The 20,581-nt window shown below is 50.5% G+C and carries 20 protein-coding genes; 16 read left to right on the top strand and 4 right to left on the bottom strand.

Translation table 11 applies throughout. From position 1 onward, the window contains the following. Nucleotides 1-7: 7 nt before the first annotated feature. On the bottom strand, nt 8-964 hold the full coding sequence (locus LQZ19_RS03980) for a Fic family protein (protein WP_411046358.1): 957 nt from the start codon (nt 962-964) through the stop codon (nt 8-10). A 154-nt stretch (nt 965-1,118) separates the two neighbouring features. Beyond that, on the bottom strand, nt 1,119-2,762 hold the full coding sequence (groL, locus tag LQZ19_RS03985) for a chaperonin GroEL (protein WP_411046359.1): 1,644 nt from the start codon (nt 2,760-2,762) through the stop codon (nt 1,119-1,121). 305 nt (nt 2,763-3,067) lie between these two features. On the opposite strand from groL, the gene LQZ19_RS03990 reads away from it, so the two are divergent. The 10 genes from LQZ19_RS03990 (at nt 3,068) to LQZ19_RS04035 (ending at nt 13,934) form a co-directional block, all read left to right on the top strand. Continuing rightward, nucleotides 3,068-4,105: an NAD(P)-dependent alcohol dehydrogenase gene (locus LQZ19_RS03990; protein ID WP_411046360.1), complete on the top strand. Its 1,038-nt coding sequence runs from the start codon at nt 3,068-3,070 to the stop codon at nt 4,103-4,105. Nucleotides 4,106-4,185: 80 nt separating this feature from the next. Beyond that, nucleotides 4,186-5,850 (top strand): ribulokinase, encoded by a 1,665-nt coding sequence (locus LQZ19_RS03995; protein ID WP_411046361.1) that lies wholly within the window; start codon nt 4,186-4,188, stop codon nt 5,848-5,850. Between the two features lie 103 nt (nt 5,851-5,953). Next, nucleotides 5,954-6,874, top strand: a complete 921-nt coding sequence (locus LQZ19_RS04000) for a MurR/RpiR family transcriptional regulator (RefSeq protein WP_411046362.1) — start codon at nt 5,954-5,956, stop codon at nt 6,872-6,874. Nucleotides 6,875-7,038: 164 nt separating this feature from the next. Beyond that, nucleotides 7,039-8,001, top strand: coding sequence for a sugar ABC transporter substrate-binding protein (locus LQZ19_RS04005; protein WP_411046363.1), 963 nt, complete (start codon nt 7,039-7,041; stop codon nt 7,999-8,001). Nucleotides 8,002-8,076: 75 nt separating this feature from the next. Then, on the top strand, nt 8,077-9,573 hold the full coding sequence (locus tag LQZ19_RS04010; RefSeq protein WP_411046364.1) for a sugar ABC transporter ATP-binding protein: 1,497 nt from the start codon (nt 8,077-8,079) through the stop codon (nt 9,571-9,573). Continuing rightward, complete coding sequence (locus tag LQZ19_RS04015) at nt 9,570-10,574, top strand: ABC transporter permease (protein WP_411046365.1); 1,005 nt, start codon at nt 9,570-9,572, stop codon at nt 10,572-10,574. Before LQZ19_RS04010 ends, LQZ19_RS04015 begins: the two co-directional genes overlap by 4 nt. Before the next feature lie 13 nt (nt 10,575-10,587). After that, nucleotides 10,588-11,430 (top strand): transketolase, encoded by an 843-nt coding sequence (locus tag LQZ19_RS04020; protein WP_411046366.1) that lies wholly within the window; start codon nt 10,588-10,590, stop codon nt 11,428-11,430. A gap of 1 nt (nt 11,431) precedes the next feature. Continuing rightward, nucleotides 11,432-12,376, top strand: coding sequence for a transketolase family protein (locus LQZ19_RS04025; RefSeq protein WP_411046367.1), 945 nt, complete (start codon nt 11,432-11,434; stop codon nt 12,374-12,376). A gap of 14 nt (nt 12,377-12,390) precedes the next feature. Continuing rightward, a complete protein-coding gene (locus LQZ19_RS04030) occupies nt 12,391-13,389 on the top strand; it encodes a Gfo/Idh/MocA family protein (RefSeq protein WP_411046368.1) in 999 nt (332 codons plus the stop codon). A gap of 17 nt (nt 13,390-13,406) precedes the next feature. Beyond that, on the top strand, nt 13,407-13,934 hold the full coding sequence (locus LQZ19_RS04035) for a ribonuclease H family protein (RefSeq protein WP_411046369.1): 528 nt from the start codon (nt 13,407-13,409) through the stop codon (nt 13,932-13,934). 10 nt (nt 13,935-13,944) lie between these two features. Here the strand turns inward: LQZ19_RS04035 and LQZ19_RS04040 are convergent, their stop codons facing one another. After that, a complete protein-coding gene (locus LQZ19_RS04040) occupies nt 13,945-14,181 on the bottom strand; it encodes a YdbC family protein (protein ID WP_411046370.1) in 237 nt (78 codons plus the stop codon). Nucleotides 14,182-14,341: 160 nt separating this feature from the next. On the opposite strand from LQZ19_RS04040, the gene LQZ19_RS04045 reads away from it, so the two are divergent. Continuing rightward, nucleotides 14,342-15,514 (top strand): hypothetical protein, encoded by a 1,173-nt coding sequence (locus LQZ19_RS04045; RefSeq protein WP_411046371.1) that lies wholly within the window; start codon nt 14,342-14,344, stop codon nt 15,512-15,514. After that, nucleotides 15,511-16,278: a LysM peptidoglycan-binding domain-containing protein gene (locus tag LQZ19_RS04050; RefSeq protein ID WP_411046372.1), complete on the top strand. Its 768-nt coding sequence runs from the start codon at nt 15,511-15,513 to the stop codon at nt 16,276-16,278. Before LQZ19_RS04045 ends, LQZ19_RS04050 begins: the two co-directional genes overlap by 4 nt. On the opposite strand, the gene LQZ19_RS04055 is transcribed toward LQZ19_RS04050, so the two are convergent. Further along, the gene (locus LQZ19_RS04055) at nt 16,268-16,843 is read right to left on the bottom strand and encodes an NUDIX hydrolase (protein ID WP_411046373.1); all 576 of its coding nucleotides are present in this window, start codon (nt 16,841-16,843) and stop codon (nt 16,268-16,270) included. The two genes, LQZ19_RS04050 and LQZ19_RS04055, sit on opposite strands and share 11 nt — an antisense overlap. A 117-nt stretch (nt 16,844-16,960) precedes the next feature. Here LQZ19_RS04055 and LQZ19_RS04060 point away from each other — a divergent pair, with 117 nt between their 5' ends. The 4 genes from LQZ19_RS04060 to LQZ19_RS04075 all read left to right on the top strand — a co-directional run bounded on the left by LQZ19_RS04060 (nt 16,961) and on the right by LQZ19_RS04075 (nt 20,500). Continuing rightward, nucleotides 16,961-17,782 (top strand): cytidylate kinase family protein, encoded by an 822-nt coding sequence (locus tag LQZ19_RS04060; protein ID WP_411046374.1) that lies wholly within the window; start codon nt 16,961-16,963, stop codon nt 17,780-17,782. A gap of 62 nt (nt 17,783-17,844) precedes the next feature. Then, a complete protein-coding gene (locus tag LQZ19_RS04065) occupies nt 17,845-18,936 on the top strand; it encodes an endonuclease/exonuclease/phosphatase family protein (protein WP_411046375.1) in 1,092 nt (363 codons plus the stop codon). A gap of 30 nt (nt 18,937-18,966) precedes the next feature. Next, the gene (locus LQZ19_RS04070) at nt 18,967-19,731 is read left to right on the top strand and encodes a TrmH family RNA methyltransferase (protein ID WP_411046376.1); all 765 of its coding nucleotides are present in this window, start codon (nt 18,967-18,969) and stop codon (nt 19,729-19,731) included. Further along, nucleotides 19,721-20,500 (top strand): hypothetical protein, encoded by a 780-nt coding sequence (locus LQZ19_RS04075; RefSeq protein ID WP_411046377.1) that lies wholly within the window; start codon nt 19,721-19,723, stop codon nt 20,498-20,500. Before LQZ19_RS04070 ends, LQZ19_RS04075 begins: the two co-directional genes overlap by 11 nt. Nucleotides 20,501-20,581: the final 81 nt, after the last annotated feature.

Genomic DNA, 20,581 nt, shown 5'->3' on the forward strand with positions numbered 1-20,581 from the left:
TTAGGAATCATTTTTTCCTATATCTCGTCATCCGTCTATTTCCTTCGGCCTCTATAACCCCATCTTGCAATAATTGCTTTAAGTCTCTGCTTGCGGTGGCGGTGGAAATGCCTTTGTTTGTTTTCATATATTCCTTACGGTCAAACCAGTCATCCAAAAGTGAAAGGGCATGTTCTGTACGCTCCCTGTAGCCGATTCTAGGGATTTTTGATTCTTCAATGGTATTACGTAATGCGCTGTTAATCGCTTTCAGGATAAATTCTATAAATAGCGTTGATGAGCCGGATTTATCCGCAATGGACAATACCTTGTAATATTCCCTTTGATGGTTTCGAATAGTTTCTTCTATTGGGATGTATTCAAATATGGGGTTTACATTCATCAGAAGCATGGTTTGCCAAAAGCGCCCCATTCTTCCGTTGCCGTCTTCAAAGGGATGGATAAATTCCATTTCATAATGGAACACGCAGCTTTTAATGATATCAATATCCTTATCATTTTTTATATATTCAAAAAGATCCTGCATTAAACCCGGAACCATGCGGAATCCCGGCGCGATATGGGCCAGCTCCTTTCCCTTGAATATTCCAACCTGGGTTTTTCTCCACCGGCCGGGATTCTCAACCAACCCTGCCATAAGGATGTCATGGGTCTTGAGAAAATCTTTTATGGAATGGGGTTTAAATTGATTTAAGTGATCATAGGCTGCTATGGCATTTTGAATTTCCAGAATATCTTTTTTGGGACCCGCAACCCGTTTGTTGTCAATGAGCGCGGAAACATGTTCAATATTCAGTGAATTGCCTTCTATGGCCAGGGATGAATAGATTGTCTTTATGCGGTTTTGCCTTCTCAGCCGGGCCTCGGGTTTTACCAGCAAAAGGCTTTTGCATACACCTAAGGCTTCGGTTATCTGCCCATAGAGTTCGAGAATTTTAGTGGTAATCTCATAGGGTGGCTTCATGATATTATGATAGTATCATTTGATACTATCATCAAGAGCCGCGCTAATATTGGCAAGGGGGATTTTGTGAATGCTATTTTATCCGATCTTATGACAAAAAAAGGCCGCCCTTTCGGACGGCCCTCATCTCCCAGGGTCTTACCCCGGTCTTTTCTTAATAATCCATACCGCCCATACCGCCCATTCCTCCGGGGGGCATCGCGGGGGCTTCCTTCTTCTCGGGAAGGTCCGTGATGGCGCACTCGGTGGTGAGGAGCAGGCTGGCGATGGACGCCGCGTTCTGCAGAGCGGAGCGGGTAACCTTGGCGGGGTCGATGATTCCGGCCTTGACCATGTCTACCCATTCCAGCTTGGCGGCGTCAAAACCAACGCCCTTCTTTTCGGCCTTGGCCCGTTCGGCAATAACCGCGCCGTCCACACCGGCGTTTTCGGCGATCTGGCGGATTGGTTCTTCCAGGGCGCGTTTTACAATCTTGAAACCCACCTTCTCGTCGTCGGTGAGACCTGCGGTGTCCGCCTTGTCCAGGGCAATGGCTGCCTGGATCAGCGCCAATTCGCCGCCGGGAACTATGCCTTCCTCAATGGCTGCACGGGTGGCGCTCAGGGCGTCCTCTACCCGGTGCTTCTTCTCTTTCAGCTCCACCTCGGTGGCGGCGCCTACGTTGATTACCGCCACACCGCCGGCGAGCTTGGCCAGCCGTTCCTGGAGTTTCTCCCGGTCATAGTCGGAGGTGGTGTCTTCGATCTGGGCCTTGATCTGGGCGATCCGGTCCTGAATTTCCTTGGCTTTACCGGCGCCGTTGATCACCGTGGTGTTGTCCTTGTCGATCTTTACGGTCTTAGCTTTGCCAAGCTGAGAAATATCGGTGTTTTCAAGCTTGAGGCCCAGTTCTTCGGAAATAACTTCGCCGCCCGTGAGGATGGCAATGTCTTCCAACATGGCTTTGCGGCGGTCACCGAAGCCGGGAGCCTTGACCGCGCAGGTGCGGAGGGTGCCTCGAAGGCTGTTCACTACCAGGGTGGAAAGGGCTTCGCCGTCCACATCCTCGGAAATGATGAGTAGGGGCTTGCCGCTCTGGGCTACCTTCTCCAACAGGGGAAGGAGGTCTTTCATAGAAGAAATTTTCTTGTCGTGGATGAGAATGTATACATCTTCGTATACGCTGGTCATGGTGTCCCGGTCGGTAACGAAGTAGGCGGAAATATAACCCCGGTCAAACTGCATACCTTCCACAAACTCAATGGTGGTGTCCATGGTCTTGGACTCTTCCACGGTAATGACCCCGTCTTTCCCGACCTTTTCCATGGCATCGGCAATGGTATTGCCGATTTCGCTGTCGTTGTTGGCGGAAACCGAAGCAACGTGGGAAATTTCTTCCTTGTCTTTGATTTCCTTGGAATTTTTCCTGATCTCTTCTACAGCAATCTCAACCGCTTTGTCGATGCCCCGTTTCAGTTCGATGGGGGTCATCCCGGCGGCTACGGACTTGAGCCCTTCCTTTACCAGGGAGTAGGCCAGGACTGTGGCGGTGGTGGTACCGTCGCCGGCCACATCGTTGGTCTTTGTGGCCACTTCTTTGAGGAGCTGAGCTCCCATATTTTCGTAGGGATCCGCAAGCTCCACTTCCTTCGCCACGGAAACGCCGTCCTTAGTGACCGTGGGGGCTCCGAATTTCTTGTCCAGGAGGACATTCCGTCCCTTGGGACCAAGGGTGACCTTAACGGCCTTTGAAATCTGCTCAACCCCGGCAAGCAGTCTGCGCCGGGCTTCTTCGTTGAACAACAACTGTTTCGCCATGATTCTTTTCTCCTCTTTTATTACCGGACAAAAAACCGGTATAATCTGAAATGGATTAATGGTCTACCTAAAGATGAGACCTGTGTTTAAAATACTAAAAATAGGCGTTAACGGCAATAGAAAAAATGGAATTTGGTAAAAAGAGAAGATTTTTAATACCGCAAAGGGATAAAATTTTATAAAAATGACATTTAATGAAAAAGACCGGTAAATAATTTGACAGGCAGGAGAAACGAGAGTAGAATTGGGACGCGAATTATTTTCATAAGTGATGATCGGGGGAGTTTATAAAAATGAATGGAACCATGAAAGTGGCTATAATGACCGGAATTGGCAAAATGGATTTTGTACAAAGACCTATCCCTGTGCAGAAAAGCCATGAAGTGCTGGTGAAGGTAGAATATGTCGGGATTTGCGGCAGCGATTTACATTATTATGAGGCGGGGGGGATAGGGAAAAACAGAGTTAAGCCTCCCTTTGTCCTTGGACACGAATCCGGCGGTGTGGTGGTGGAAGTCGGCGCCGATGTGAAAACCTTGAAGCCCGGGGATCGGGTTGCCCTTGAGCCGGGTATTGGCTGTGGGCATTGTGAATTCTGTACCACCGGCCGGTATCACCTTTGTCCGGATGTCATATTCTTTGCTACCCCTCCGATTGATGGCGTTTTTCAGGAATACGTGGCCCATCCTGCTTCTTTGTGTTTTAAGATTCCCGAAAATATGGACACCATGGAAGCGGCCCTGATTGAACCGTTGGCGGTAGGGTTTCATGCGGCAAACCGGGGAGAGGCCCATATCGGGCAGACCGCGGTGGTTTTCGGTTCCGGTTGTATCGGGCTTGTATCCATGATGGCCCTGCGGGCTGAAGGCGTTTCCCGTGTTTATGTGGTGGATATAATGGAAAAAAGGCTCGAAAAAGCTCTGGAGCTTGGCGCCACAGGGGTTATTAACGCAAAAAAGGAAGATGTTATCGAGGCGGCGCGTAAATTGACGGGCGGCGCCGGTTTTGATTTGGCGGTGGAGACGGCGGGAACGGAAATAACCACGCGGCAGACCATTGAGGTGGCCAAAAAAGGTTCCAATGTCGTGTTGGTGGGGTATTCCGCCACCGGCGAAGTAACTCTGCCCATCAGCCTTGCCCTGGATAAGGAATTAACCTTTAAAACCATCTTCCGGTATCACCACGTGTATCCCATGGCTATAGACGCTGTTTCTTCGGGAAAGGTTAACCTTAAGGGGGTGGTGACCAATGTGTTTGAATTTGACGACATTCAAAATGCCATGGATAGCAGCGTGCATGATAAAGCCAATATTGTTAAAGGCGTAATAAAAATTATCAAATAAGCAGCCTTTTTTCTGCTATTTCCCATGGATATTGAAAGAATCATCACAGGGGCAAAACAGGCAATAGGATTAAAGAAGTAATGGCTAAATATGTTATTGGGCTGGATTTTGGCACTAAATCAGGGCGGGCTCTGCTGGCGGATGCTAAAACCGGTGGGATTATCTCCCTGGCGGTTAAGGATTATGACCATGGGGTAATGGATACTGTTTTGCCCGATGGAACTACCCGCTTGGGGGTTGATTGGGCTTTACAGCATCCTCAGGATTATATTGATGTCCTGGAATATACGATACCGAGCGTTCTCCGCGAATCCGGGCTTGCGGGTTCCGATATTATTGGATTGTCCATTGATTTTACCGCCTGTACCATATTGCCGGTGGATGCATCGGGGACGCCCCTCTGCTTCCGGGAACAATTTATACATCGTCCTCATGCATATGTAAAACTCTGGAAGCATCATGCTGCGGAGTCTCAAGCCCGCCGGATCGACGAGGTTTTCAGGGAAAAGAAAATACTGGATATTCCCCGTTACGGGGGTAAGGTTTCTTCTGAACTGATGTTGCCCAAGGTTTTGCAACTTCTTGAGGAGGATCCGGAAATATATGAAGCTGCGGATCAGATCCTGGAGGCCGCCGATTGGCTAACCCAACTTATGACCGGGAAAAAGCGGCGCTCCGGCAGTACTGCCGCCTATAAGGCCATGTGGGATGAAGGTGAAGGCTACCCCGGGGCGGATATATTAAAGGCCCTGGACCCCCGGCTTGAACGATACCCGGAGGAGAAACTCTCGGAGGCTATTTGTCCTGTGGGTGCAAAAATCGGGGAATTAAACCCGGCTTGGGCAAAACGGCTGGGGCTTATGCCGGGTACAGCGGTGGGGGCCAGCATCATAGACGCCCACGCAGGTATGCCCGGATGCGGGATCACCAAGCCCGGCCAGATGATGCTTATTATCGGTACTTCCAGTGTTCAGGCGGTGTTGAGCGATCACCCCTATTCCGGTAGGGGTATAATGGGCGGGGTAAAGGGCGGCATAATTCCCGGGTACTATGCCCTGGAGACGGGACTTGCCGGGGTGGGGGATAATTTTGAATGGTTTATCGACAATGCCCTGGGCGATGGCTATAAGGCTAAAGCCAAGGAAGCCGGAATGGACATACATCGGTACCTCGGCGATCTGACCCGGGATTATATGCCCGGGGAAAGCGGCCTTTTAGCGCTGGATTGGTGGAACGGGAATAAAACCCCCTTTGTAGATGCCAATCTTTCGGGGGCTATCCTGGGTTATACCGTATATACCAAACCGGAAGAAATTTACCGAGCTTTGATAGAATCCACCGGATTCGGCGCCAGGATTATCATGGAAAATTTCGAAGCCGCGGGGGTGCAGGTGGATGAAATATACGCCTGCGGGGGTATAGCTGAAAAAGATGGTTTCCTGATGCAGATCTTTGCGGATATCAGTAACCGGGAAATAAAGGTATCCGCCTCTAAACAGACCGCAGCTCTGGGGGCTGCTATGTATGCCTCGGTAGCTGCAGGCGCTGCCCGGGGCGGTTATGACCATATCACCGAGGCAGCTTCGGCTATGAGCAGGATTAAAGAACAAACCTACAAACCAAACGCTGCCCATGTGGAAGGGTATGACCGCTTATATGGTATGTTTAAGGAACTTTACGGTTATTTTGGCGAAAAAAGTAACATAATGAAGCAACTTAAAGAATTTCGGACAAATTCTCGTTGAAAATTGCCGATCATGAAAAAAAAATTCATGAAAAGAAATATTAAAAAGGATTTGACGAATGACGAATTCCGGGTTAAAATCGTAAAACTAACTTGGAGAAAAAATGGCAATATCTCAGCATACACCATTGATGATGCTCCGGATTAGAAATCATTATTCTGAATTTAATCCCGCCATGAAGCAAATCGCGGATTATCTTTTAGATTCAGGGAATACCGTGTTTTCTATGGGGATAAAGCAACTGGCCACAGCCAGCGGGGTCAGTGTTGCTTCGGTAACCCGTTTTGTGCGGCTCCTTGGATTCAGTAGTTTTAAGACTTTTCAGATAGCATTTGCCCGGTCGGTAATGCGGGAAGAGGAAAAACCGCTGTCCGACGATACTACCAATAATAAGATTGTTTTTGAGTACGGCGATACATCTCCCCATGATTCGGCGGAGGAGATCGGAAGAAAGGTGTTTCAAAGTAACATCCAGATGCTTTTGGATACCATGAAAACCATAGATTATAAAAAAGTGGAATATGTGACCGACTGTATTCTCAATGCAAGAAATTTAGTATTTCTGGGGGTTGGCCGTTCGTATATTACCGCAGAAAGCGGGCGGATCCGTTTTTACCGCCTGGGGATCAATGCCTTTTCGTATTCCGATGCCCAGGAAATTGTTGTCGCGGCCACCACTTGTACCAAAACGGATGTATTTTTCGGTATCAGCAATTTCGGCCATTCACCGGCGGTGGTGAATAATATATGCCAGGCAAAGATGCGGGGGGCCACCACCATAGGAATTACCAGCGTGGACGGTTCCCCCCTGACCAAGGCGGCGGACACCTCTTTTCTCACCGCATTTAACAACGCCAACATGGAATACCGGACCCACCGGCAGGCCTTTGAACCCGCCTGTGAAAATTTGGCTCAAATAGCGCTCCTGGACTGTATCTATATGAATGTGGCTTTAAGGCAGGATCAGTCCTGTTTTGATATGTTTTACGACACCGTCAAGGTTCTTTCAGGGGGCAGATTGTGACGGAATTCCACAGGCAGGGCGTATTGTCTCCCGGTGGTTCTGTGGATAGACACTTCCCTGTTAGAGGGAGTTACTTTAACTGGTGAGGAGGTAAAGGCTTTTTAATTAAAATGCTTCTTGTGAAGCATGAATTATTTTTTGTTTTATATTTATATGGAGGAATTATGACTATTCGGAAATCTGTAGTATTTTGTTTGATTTTAGTACTGGTCGGCGGATTTGTATTTACCGCATGTAAAAAAAAGAGTGGCCCTAAACAGATTGTGATTGGCTATGCCGCGCCCACATTGAATAACCCCTTCTGGCTTGCCCTTGAACAGGGTGTTAAAGCGGTTCTTGAGCCCCAGGGGATCAAGGTGGTGGATTTCCATGCGGATAACGATCAGTCCATTCAGAATGACAAGATCCGGGATCTGCTCGGTCAGAATATTGATGCGCTGCTCCTTGCACCCAGAGATTCAACCGGCGTCCGCGAAGCTCTCCAGGCCTGCGCGGAGAAAAAAGTGCCGATAGTGATCTTCGATACCCCGCTGATCACCGACCAGGATAAAGCCTTGGTCATTTCCACCGTCGCATCCGACAACTACAACGCTGGTGTGGTCGTCGCCAAAGACATGATGTCCAGGCTCCCCAGGGGTTCCAGCATTGTCATCATGCACTCCCCCGCGGCCGGTTCCTGCATCCCCCGGTATGACGGCTTTGTCGAGACTGCGAATGGGTACTTTAATATCCTCCAGGTGTATGACGGCGAAGGCGCCATTGACAAGACCATGCCCAAGGCCGAAGATGCCCTCCAGTCCTATCCCTCCGGGAAGCTCCAGGCGATCTATTGTATCAACGATCCGTCTGCAGAAGGCGCAGTCAGGGCTATCGAGTCCGCCGGCCGTCAGAGCGACGGTATCCTCGTATATGGTATCGATGGTGCGCCCAATGCTAAGAAGATGATAAAGGAAGGAAAAATGACCGGAACCGGCGCTCAGTCCCCCATGGGGATTGGCAAAAGGAGCGCGGAAATTGCGCTTCAGGTACTCCGCGGCGATACGAATATCCCCAAAGATATTCCGATTGAAACTTTTATCATCAATAAAGAGAATGTTGATAAGTACGGCATTGATAACTGGCAATAATCGTATTTTTGAATAAAGTAGTTAGCAACTTGCAGGGGGTCGCCATATCGCGGCTCCCTGCTTTAAGGAGACGCCGTGCAGAAAATACTTCTAAAAATGGAACATATTAGCAAGTCCTTTCCGGGAGTAAAGGCATTGGAAGACGCGCGCCTTGAATTGGAACAGGGTTCTATCCTCGGCCTCCTCGGCGAAAACGGGGCGGGAAAATCCACCCTGATGAATGTACTGGGGGGTATTTACAAGCCCGACGAAGGGTCTATTCACATTGATGAAAATCCGGTGACGATTAATACGGTGCATGACGCGCAGAGACTCGGTATCGCCTTCATTCACCAGGAACTTGCCCTGGTTCCCTATCTTTCGGTGGCGGAAAACATCTATTTGGGCAGGGAAATTAAAAATAAATTCAATATGGTCTCAAAAAACGCTATGAACAAGAGCGCCCGGCAATATATGGAAATCGTTGGCCTTGACATGGACCCCGCTACCAGGGTCTCAAGGCTCAGTACCGGGCAGCAGCAGATGGTAGAGATTGCCAAAGCGTTCTCCCTTAACGCGAGGATTGTGGTCATGGATGAACCCACATCTTCTCTTTCAGAAAAAGAAATCGAAATACTCTTTAAAACCGCAAAGGCGTTAAAGAATAGAAATATAGGCATCATCTATATCTCCCATAAGATGTCGGAGATTTTTGATCTTACCGATAAGGTCATGGTGATGCGGGATGGCCGCAATGTGGGCGAAAAAAAAACCGAAGAAACCCACACCGACGAACTCATCCAGATGATGGTAGGCCGGGAACTTAAAAACTATTATGTCCGTACGTATAATCCCCCGGGAAAGGCGGCGCTGGAAGTAAAAAATCTTAGCTCTGCGAGGACGCTGGTACACGATTGCAGTTTTACCCTTCACCAGGGGGAAGTTCTCGGGTTTTACGGCCTCATCGGGGCGGGACGATCGGAACTTATGGACTGTATCATGGGTTTTGATGGACTTGCCGGGGGTGAAATAAACGTGTTTGGGAAAAGGATCACCCGGCCCAACCCCCTCACGGCGAAGAAACATGGGCTTGCCCTGGTGCCCGAAAGCCGGAAAACCCAGGGGCTCATTCTGGACAATACCGTTTCTTTTAATACTTCACTTGCGGTGTTGGAGAAATTTATCAGCTGGTTCCGGGTGAGCAGGCAGAAGGAACTGGAAATCGTCAACCACGGGGTCGAGAGCATGGCAGTTAAGACCCCTTCAGTTAACCAGCGGATAGTAAATCTTTCCGGGGGGAATCAGCAGAAGGTGGTACTCGCCAAATGGCTTGCCACATCTCCGAAAATTCTGATCCTGGACGAGCCCACCAGAGGTATTGACGTGGGCGCAAAGGCGGAAATCTACCGGATAATCAACGATCTTGCCGCCAATGGCATCGCTATCATCATGGTTTCTTCGGAACTCAACGAGGTTATCAATATGAGCGATCGCCTTGCGATAATGTGGGAAGGCAGTATCGCTGCAATATTGGGCAAGGAAAATTTTTCACAGGATATTATTTTGAAACATGCACTTGGAGGAATAAAATGAACAAAAATTTGCTGCAGCGATATGAGAACAATGTCTTTGCCGGCCCGGTAGTCCGGTATTTGCGGACAAATTGGGGTATTCTTACCGGTTTTCTCGTGTTGTTTACGCTCCTTTCCATCTTTGCCGAGTATTTCTTCACCATGAATAATATGCTTACCGTGATGCGGACGGTGTCCACCAATGCGTTCCTCTCCATCGGGGTGATGATGGCGATCATGCTGGGAGGGATAGACCTTACCGGCGGTTCGCTCATTGCCTTTGCCGGTTGCGTCTGTGTCGTTGCCATAGAACGGGCGGGTCTCCCCATGCCGATGGGTATTACCCTGGGACTTCTTGTTGGGGTAGTCGCGGGATTCATCAACGGTGTTATCATCGCCTATTCGGGCATTCACCCCTTCGTCGTCACCCTGGCTATGATGAGTATCTGCCGGGGCGGCGCTTACCTCATCGCCGATGGTCGTCCTGTTCCCCTCAATAAAGACCCCGCAAAGTTCGCTTTCCTGGGAAATGGTTATCTCGGGCCCATACCCCTCCCGGCTATCTACATGGTTGTGTTTCTCTTTTTCGCCTATCTCCTCCTCAACCGGACCCGAATAGGCCGTCATATTTACGCCGTGGGCGGGAACCCCGTGGCGGCGAAATACTCGGGGATTAACATCACCCGGGTAAAGATAATGGTCTGGACCATAAGCGGCTTTCTCGGCGCATTCGGCGGTATCATCCTTGCGGCCCGCATGTCCTCGGGTCAGCCTGCGGCGGGGGTAAGTTTTGAAACCGATGCCATTGCGGCGGCGGTACTGGGCGGTACCAGCATGTACGGCGGCGTCGGTAATATCGGGGGCGTCTTCATAGGCATACTCGTCATCGGTATCATCAGTAACGGCCTCAACCTGCTGCACGTCAACTCCTTTTGGCAGTATGTCGCCAAGGGTGTCATTATCCTGCTTGCAGTTTATGTTGACATGTACCGAAAGAAACGGGAGAATACGAGAAAGGATTAATGGAGGGAAATAAATGGAACCAACTAAAAAACGACAGTTGGAGCTACAGGCGGCTAAGATACGGAAGTACGGATTGGAAGCGATTCAAGCTGCCAATTCAGGGCATATCGGCGGTTCTTTTTCTATAGCAGAAATACTGTCGGTATTGTATTTTGATCGTCTCAGAATCGACCCCAAAAATCCCAAAAAACCGGATAGGGATCGTTTTGTACTTTCCAAGGGACATTGTACGCCCACGACCTATGCCGCGTTGGCGTTACGGGGCTTTTTCCCTATTGAGGATCTCAAGACCTTCCGGCGTATTGATAGTTATCTTTCCGGTCATATTGAAATGAACCATGTTCCCGGGGTGGATATGTCCGCCGGTTCCCTGGGGCAGGGGTTTTCGGTTTCCCTGGGGATGGCCCTGGCAGGGAAAGTCGATAAGCTTGATTATAAGGTATATACCGTTACCGGGGACGGAGAAATTCAGGAAGGCCAGATCTGGGAAGCGGCCATGGCGGCGCCCAATTTTAAGCTCAATAACCTGCGGCTTTTTGTGGATAACAACCGGCTGCAGCTGGACGGTTCTGTTGATAAGATCATGTCCATTTACCCCCTGGAAGATAAATTTAAGGCCTTCGGCTGGCACGTGATCGGTATTAACGGTAACGATGTGGGTGAAATATCCGATGCCCTTGATACGGCTGATACCATACAGGACAAGCCCACGGTTATTATCGCCCATACTATTAAGGGTAAGGGTGTGTCCATTTTTGAAAACAATGTAAAATGGCATGGTGGCCGGCCCAGCCCGGCGGAATATGTTACCGCCTATGAAGAACTTAACGCACAAATTAAGCAATTGGAGGGGTGAGATGGGCGAAAAAAAATCTACCAGGGCTGCCTATGGAGATGCGCTTTGTGAATTTGGCGGGAACACAAAAATTGTTGCATTGGACGCGGATCTCGCTTCCTGTACCATGAGCGAAGTTTTTGGTGCAAAATACCCGGAGCGATTTTTTAATGTAGGTATTGCCGAAGCTAATATGATCGATATGGCCGCGGGGTTTGCCACCACCGGCAAGATCGCTTTTTGCCATTCCTTTGCCATGTTTACCGCCGGAAGGGGATACGATCAGATCCGTAACTCTGTTGCGTATCCCCATCTTAATGTTAAGGTAATTGGAAGCCATGCGGGGCTTACGGTAGGCGAGGACGGAGCAACGCACCAATGTATAGAAGACCTGAGCCTTATGCGTACCATCCCCGGCATGGTGGTGCTCGCGCCCTGTGATGCTCATGAAACCCGGGAAGCGGTAAAAGCTATTATCTCGTATGAGGGGCCCTGTTTTATGCGTACCGGCCGTACAGCGTTGGAGACGGTTACCGATACCATTCCCGGTTATTCCTTTACCCTGGGTAAGGGAGTTCTTCTGCGGGACGGAAAGGATGTGACCATCATTGCTACTGGGCTGATGGTCCAGGAATCTCTCAAGGCTGCGGAGCTTTTGGAAAAAGAGGGCGTCCATGCGCGGATAATTGATATGCATACTATTAAGCCAATTGATGCGGAGCTTATTCTCAAGGCCGCTTCTGAAACCGGCGCTATTGTTACTGCGGAGGAGCATAATATTATCGGAGGTCTGGGCAGCGCGGTTTGTGAGGTGGTCAGTGCGGAACATCCGATACCGGTTGTCCGGGTCGGGGTAAACGATGTGTTTGGCCGTTCCGGGGACGCCAAAGCATTGTTGATCCAATACGGCCTTTCCCCGGAGAACCTGGTTAAACAAGCAAAGATTGCGATAAGCAAAAAAAAATAAAGGGAGTTAAAATCATGGAAAAATTACGGTTAGGGGTGCTTGGGACTTCTGGTCACTACGAGCTTCGGGTAGCAACCCCACTTAAGTCGTCTTTGTTGGTGGAGCCCTATGCGATAGCGTCCAGAAATAAAGAAAAAGCCAAGACCTATGCGAAAAAATGGGATTTTTCTGAAGTTTACGGATCCTATGAGGAATTGCTGGCGGATCCCAAGGTAGATTTTGTTTATTTACCCCTGCCGAACCATCTTCATTTGCAGTATATCAAGAAAGCCGCCGACGCCGGGAAGCCCATTCTCTGTGAAAAGCCCCTGGGGCTCAACGCCAAGGAAGCTGTTGAAGCTGCTGAATATTGCAAGAAAAAAGGGGTTCCCCTGATGGAAGCCTTTATGTACCGTTTCCATCCCCAATGGCAGCGGGCTGCGGAATTGGTGAAGTGCGGCGAGATAGGAACTGTTATAGCCACCAGCGGGTTGTTTTCTTATGACCTTAAGGATGGCGGTAACATCCGTAATATTGCCGCAGCGGGAGGGGGCGCCATCCTGGATATAGGCTGCTATACCGTATCCAGCGCCAGGCTGCTTATGGGCGCCGAACCGGAACGGGTCGTTGGGACCTTTGTATGGGACCCGGTTTTTAAGACCGATATCCTGGGTTCCGCCATCCTTGATTTTGGTAATGGGCGCAGCTCCACCTTTACCCTGGGAACCCAGTTATATCCCTATCAGCGGGTTACCGCATTAGGTGCAGGCGGTTCTCTTTCCATAAAAATCCCCTTTAATATGTTTGGGGATGTTCCCGGGGAGATAACTGTTATCAATGGTGTGGGTGAACGGATCGTCGAAACTGAAATAATCGATCAGTATCTTCTGGAATTTGATGGATTCGCCGAATCAATTATCAATAAAACCGAAGTACCCACTCCTGTTTGCGATGCAATTGCCAATATGGCTGTTTTGGATGCCCTCTTTGCTTCAGCAAAATCGGGTAAATGGGAATCAGTGGCCAAATATTAGACGGCAGGGGATATTTTATGCATCTTTGTATTTACACCGATGGTGGTTGTTCCGGTAATCCCGGGCCCGGAGGATGGGCCTATGTTATTATCGGATCCGAAGAAAAGGGAAAGAAAAAACCTAAGATATCGCGGGTAATACCGGGGGAACTATTCCCCCGGGAGGGCTCCGGGGAGCTGATCCGTGAAAAATGGGGGGCCGAGCAGAATACCACCAACAACCGTATGGAGCTCTACGCCGCTGTAGCCGCCCTGGAAGCCCTGACTAAGCTGGGCCTTTCCCCGGAGACAGTAACGGTTTATACCGATTCCCAGTATGTCCAGAAGGGTATGACCGAGTGGATCACCGGTTGGAAACGGAACGGCTGGCGAACCAGTGATAGAAAACCCGTTAAGAACCAGGAGCTTTGGCTCCGTTTGGATGGACTGGCTTCGAACTTCGCCGTTAAATGGCAATGGGTTCGGGGCCACGCGGGTAACGAGTTCAACGAGCGCTGCGACCAAATGACCCAGGAAGCGATAGCGAGCCTGAAGAAGAAGCGGTGAGGGAATTTCCCTATTCCCTTTTATCTTCCTCTAAAATAGCGACTAGAAGTTCTAGGAGTTTAGCTGCCTCTTCTTTGGAAAGGGTGATTCCTTTTCCCATTTTCTCGTGGTCCGGGGCCCAATCCCGTATATCCAGTTTTGGACTTCTTCCATTCCACGACACAAGATTCAGCTCTTTTTTCCATCCGCCCCTTTCTTCCGAAAGAATACCGTAATTTTTTTGAATATCATGGGTAATATCCGGCATAAAACCTCATCCTTTTAATTATTTTAGGTAATATCAATATATAAGCATTTTTTCCTTAAAGCAAAGGGTTTTTGAGGGGGAAATAATAAAGTAATGGTGTATCTTGTTGTTATTCCCAAAACAAATTACACTTAATAAATAGAAATGAATAGGAGTACCTATGAAGAGTAAACCTTTCCTTGGTATTTTTGCAGGATTTTGTATTTCCCTGTTGGTCATATCCTGCGGGAGTAAGCCAGCGGTTGTGGAGCCGGCTGTTGTAGAGCCAGCGATTGTGGAAACCCCCCAGGAACAGGAGGTGCCTTTAAAGGACGCTGAAGTTGTTTACGTCCAGGAATCCCCGGATCAGGCGGCGCTTGAGGATCTACAGAGGGTCCTAAGCCGGGTGGAGACATCCAGAAAACAAGCCCTGGATATTGACGTCCCCGGTTACTTCCCTCCGGACTGGGAAGCTGCGGAGGGCCAATACGCTTCCGCTAAAGAAAATGCAAAAGATAAGACCCCGGGGGATGTGAAAAATACGATAGCCCTCTACGAAGCTGTGGCGGAGAGCTACGATACTGCAGCCCGCCGGTGTCTGCCCCTTTATTACGAGGAGCTGTCGGAGAAGATACTCCAGGCCAGAAACGAGGCGATTGACGCCGGAATCAGAAACCTTTCCCCCGACCGGCTTGAAGCTGCGGATGTGCTTATAGATGAAGCCCTGGCGTTCTATGAAGCAGGGGAGTCGGCAAATGCCGGGGCAGAAAATTACTATGCCGCAGTGGAATTGGCCTTTGGCGCCCTTGACAAGTACCATGCCTTGGGTATGGGTATCCGAGCTTATAGGGTTAGAGAGGAAATTGAGGAACGAGGCTTTTCGCAGTACGATTCGGGTAATTACGATCGGGCTGATGGGACCATACGCGATGCTATCGCCGCCTATGACAGCGGGGATACGGAAAAAGCGGCGACCGATGCGGAAGAGTCCTTCTTCCGGTATATGCTGGTACTTAACGAAGGGTGGCTTAGCTTTGCAGGCGACCTAAAAGTATCCGCCGAGACTGCACGCGGAAAGGCTTGGAACGCCAAGGCTCATGTGGCGGTCAGACAGGAATTCAGCGCCGCCGAAGGGGTTTATACCCGGGGAACCGCCGCCTTTAATGCCCGGGATTATGCCGGGGCTTCGGAATATTTCTCCCAGGTAATTCCCCTGTTTCTCGCCGCCGAAAGAAACGCCGAGCTAAAGCGGGTAGCGGCTGAGGATGCTATCTCGACAGCCGAAACCAGGATAAGCCAAAGTGAAGAAACCGCACGGGAAGCGGAGATTGTTTTACAGGGAGGAGCGCAATGAAACGGATTGTACTATTTTCATTAATTCTCTTTGCCTGGGGGTTTTCAACTGTTTTTTCGCAGCAGGTTCCCGCGGATGTACGGAATAACCGGTACTATCTGGAGAGTGTGCGGCTTACCCAGCTGGCCCAGGAAAGTTACAGCTACGGTGATTTTGACGTTTCCGCCAATTATGCCGACGAAGCGCTCAGGTATGCTCAGCTATCGGATGAATATGTGGCGTTACAGTTGAAAATAAAAGAGACCGATGATGCCATCACCGCTGCGAAGAATCGTATTGCCTGGGCGGTTTCGGTTGACGCCCCCCGGGCGTATCCGGAGGAATACGGAAAATCGGAACAGGCTTATAACGAGGCGATTTCCTTCCGGGGCGAAGAATCCTGGGACGAGGCTATCGCCGCAGCTCTGCGGGTAATTGATGCCTTGGCCTATATTACCAGTCCTACTCCCGTACCCGCAGTTGTGGCTGCACCTCCAGTTGTAATTGCCCCTGCCCCATCCGGAAAATCGGTATTACCCGCCCGGTACACGGTCCGCTCCTGGGCCAGTTCCAAGGACTGTCTCTGGAATATCGCCGGACGTTCCTGGGCTTATGGGGATCCGCATAAATGGCGGCTGATTTACAATGCGAATAAGGCGAAATTTCCAAAACCGGATAATCCTAACATCATAGAGCCGGGGATGATTCTGGATATCCCCAGCGTTCAGGGTGAAAGCCGGGAAGGGCTCTGGGACGCAAACAAAACCTACGAGTCTATTCGGTAGCGGTGGCCTGTAAATAGAGGCTGTATGCCGAGGCCATGAGGGCGTGTACATAGGGAGGACGCCCCAGGCCTTGGAATACTTCCCGGATTGGTACCAATTCTACGTCCACATATTCATCGTCATCCAAGTCCTGTTTGTCCAGGGGGCGTAAATTTTCGGCCAAAAAGAAGTGAACATGGTTGGCCATGATTGCCGGGTTGGGGCTGAATTCCCCGATTTTCCGGATTTTCCCCGGTGTATAGGCGGTTTCTTCCCGCATTTCCCGGGCCGCCGCTTCCAGTGCATCTTCCCCGGGCTCGAATACCCCGCCGGGAAATTCCAGGCTTAGCTCTTGGGAACCGTGGCGCCATTGGCGGACCATCACAAATTCCTTCCCCCGCTCCGTTTCAATTACCGGTACCACGATGGCCCAGTCCGGGGCGTCGATAACCGAAAAAACCCGGGATTCTCCCTCCGGTGATTTGCAGGTGGTGTCCCGGATCGAAAAAACCCGGGAACGGTAGACCTCCCGCCGGGATTCTTCGTGCCAGATAAGGTGGACCGCTGGTTCATGTTCGTTTTTCATTTCTATAAAATAACCCGAGAAGGGCCATTGCTGGAAGTACCTCGGGAATTTTTTTGACAATATCTTTTTAAGGCCTTATGATTTGTGTAGATGGAGTTAATGGCCAAGGAGGATTTTATGGCAATCATCACAATTTCACGTCAGTTGGCATCTCTTGGCGATGAAACCGCTAACGAATTGGCAAAACTGCTGGATTACCGTTTTGTGGACAAGCTTAGCCTTGAGGAACGGATAAAGTCTTATGGCGTTGAGGGCCGTAAGCTCGAGAAATACGATGAACGGAAACCGTCATTTTTCGCGTCCCTTTCCCAGGATAGGGATGATTATCTGCATTATCTGAAAACCGCCATGCTTACCGAAGCCGGGGAGGGGAGCTGTGTCTTTATTGGCCGGGGCGCCTCTGCGGTTTTCAAGCATATTCCCGGGGTTCTTTCGGTGTTTCTGGTTGCCCCTATAGATATACGCTGTGAACGGGTAAAAAGCTATTTTCACTGTGACGATAAGCGGGCGCGGCAGATTATCGACCAGAGCGATCGCGACCGGATGGGGTTCCATCGGTATTTCTTCGATATCGACTGGAAGGATCCTTCGAACTATCACCTTACCCTGAATACGGGTAACCTGCATCCGGCCTTGGCGGCTGGGATCATTAAGGAACTTCGGGATCGGTCGGTTGCTTCCGATACGGAATCCCAGAGTGTAGCCCGGCTCAAAGAAATGACCCTTGGACAGCAGATTATTCACCACGTTTTGTATGAAAAGGAACTGCCCGTCCATTTCCTGGAAGCGGTGGTCTCCGGAGGGAATGTGATACTCTACGGGGTTGCTAATTCCCAGGCCCTGGTGGAAGCTGCTGTTTCCGCTGCCAAGGAATTCGCCGGGGTTGCGGGGGTTCAGACGGAGATTCAGGTAGTTCAGGAATACAGCGTTATGCCTTAATTTTTTTTAAAAGCCCTAAAGCAAAATATACGGGAGCCCCCTAATGCGGTTAGGAGGCTCTTATGTTACGGTTTTTCCTTTGTATGCTCCCGGCGTTGATTATCGGGGGTTGTAGTTTGCTGGAGGGGGTGGAGGACCATGGTTCGCCCCAGGGAAGTTTAAGGATAGTCACCTGGAATGTGCAGGCCCTTTTTGACGGGAGTCAAACCGGAACCGAGTATAGTGAATATCTTAATGATGCCGGCTGGGCGGAGGATAAATTTTCCGCCCGGGTAAACGCTATCGCCCAGGCTATAGGCCGTATAGCCGACGGGGTTCCGGATATCATAGCCCTGGAGGAGATTGAAAACTCCCAGTGTTTGGAGGCTATCGCCCAAAGTGAGCTTTCAAAATACGGTTATGGGTATACCTTTTTTTCCAAAAACAAGGGAGCGTCCCTGGGAATCGGGGTATTAAGCCGTATCCCCTTTACGGATACCCGGGTCCATGGCATGGTCTGGGACCAGGAGACCGCCCCGAGACCGGTCTTGGAACTCTGGCTGAGGCCGGAGGATACTCCCCTGGTCCTCTTTGTCTGCCACTGGAAATCCAAGCTCGGCGGGGACGACAACACGGAAACCCTGCGTCGGGCTTCGGCCCGGGTTATTCTTAGGAGGATCCGGGAGATCCAGACGGAGTACCCTGATGTGCCCGCCGTAATCATGGGGGACCTGAACGAAAACTACGATGAGTTTTACCGCCGGGGTCGAAAAATACTAAGCGCTTTGCTGCCGGATGATCCGGATGCTGCGGATTTTATCCGCGCAGATTTCACCCGGACAGAAACGGAGAATCGGGGGAATTTTTTAATTCTAAGCGGTGAAAAACCCCCGGCGGCGGCGTACTTTGATTCGTCCATGCCGGCCTTCTATTCACCCTGGGGACAGGAATTGCAGAACGGTTCCTACTATTATAAGAATGACTGGGAAACTATCGATCATTTCCTGTTATCGGAACAGTTCTTTGATCAGGCGGGATGGGACTTTAGTTCCTGCCGGGTTCTGGATCAGGAACCCTTCGTTAACGCCAAGGGGACTCCCGATACTTATAGTCCCCGTACCGGCAATGGTCTGAGCGATCATCTCCCCCTGATGCTTGTATTGACCAATTATTGACAGGCCAGGTATTGGCCTCTATCATTAGCCGTGCGTAATAAATTGACCAACGAGTTGGCGGTCTGCGGATTGAACGCCGTAAAAGCCCTGGGGGAGACTCATCCTGAACGGATCAACCGATTCTTCCTCCGGGAGGACCGGCTGCCCTTGTTTACCAAGCTCTGCAAAAACCTGGCTGAATGGAAACGGCCCTACAAGCTTTGCGACGATGAAGAGCTGGAACGGGTTTGTAAGAGCAACCGGCACCAGGGCGTGGCGGCCATGATTGATGAGCCCCCGGTGGAGGGCCTTAGTCAGGAGGATCTTGATACTTGGGCCCGGGAAGGAAAGACGGGGCTCCTCCTCTGTGCCGTGGGCAACGACCACAACCTGGGAGCCATAGTCCGTTCCGCAGCTTTTTTCGATGTGTCCTACGTGGTGCTCTCCGATGCCGATGAGGCTGCTCAGCTCACCACCAGCGCCTACCGGGTTGCGGAAGGCGGTATGGAACATGTGGAGTTCCGGAAACTGAAAAATACGCCGGGCTTCCTGAAAAGCGCCGCTAAATCCCTGCTTATTATCGGGGCGGACCATAGGGCGCGGCTTAGGATACGGGACCTGAAAGCCGTTGTTGGGGAGCATGGTGTTGGGCGTCCCGGGATTGCCCTGGTGATGGGTAACGAGGAAACCGGCCTTTCCCCGGAGATAAAGGAACACTGTACCAGCCTGGTGCGTATCCCCGGAAGCGGCGTCATGGAAAGCCTCAATGTCGCCCAGGCGGCAACCCTTTTCCTCCACGAAATCTATGAGCTCTGAACAAGATCCTGAACTAGGGACCTTCCTGAGACTCCTTCGGGGCTTGCCGGGGGAACTCGCCCTGAAAATGCCGGTCCTAAGGGATATCGCGGATCTGAGCGGAAACGGCGGCAGGATCGATGTGGCCGCCGCACAGCCGGGGATCATTAGGCGGCGGCTTGACCGGCGATACGCCCGTATCTGTGTGGTCTATGGGGAATTGAGCAAACTGGATTTTAAAAAGGCAAAGCCCGGTACCGGCCTTGAGGATCTGGTCTTTGCACAGACCGATTTTGCGGTTTATCAAAAAATCAGCCGGGAAGATTTTAACACCTTTTTTGACGAAGGGCTGGATGACTTTGAGGATTCCTTCTATAAAAATAATTTTACCATGGATCGCAGCGCGGTGCGAAAAACCATTTTCCATTGGTATAAGCCGGAGGGGGAATACTATTCCTGTGTTGCAAATAGCGCGGGGAATCCTCTGCTTCTGGGGATCATGCGTACCCTGCATACCGCCCTGGATTTTGTCCCCTTGATAAAAACGGAGGAGACCTTGAAGGAATGCGAGATCCTTATGCGTTTGGCCTTGGGGGAGGATGCCCTTGCCGGGTTGACCAAAAATTTTTCCGCCCTCTATTTCGGGCTGCTCCGCAGTCTCGACAATAGTACAGTGATCCACCCGGACGGAATGAATACCGCCCTGTCCTTTCGTATGGACGAAACCCCGCCTGCTCTATACGGAACATTTCACCCCTCCAACAAAGCACACACCATTCGGCTGGCTTAATGCAACGGGACAAACCTGCAAAATGGGGGATTTTGGCTTGCCTATCTCCCAAAAACCTGATATATTCTAAAAAGAGGTAAC

This window comes from Treponema primitia (genome assembly GCF_046533075.1).
In the GTDB taxonomy this organism is placed as follows: Bacteria; Spirochaetota; Spirochaetia; order Treponematales; family Breznakiellaceae; genus Termitinema; species Termitinema primitia_B.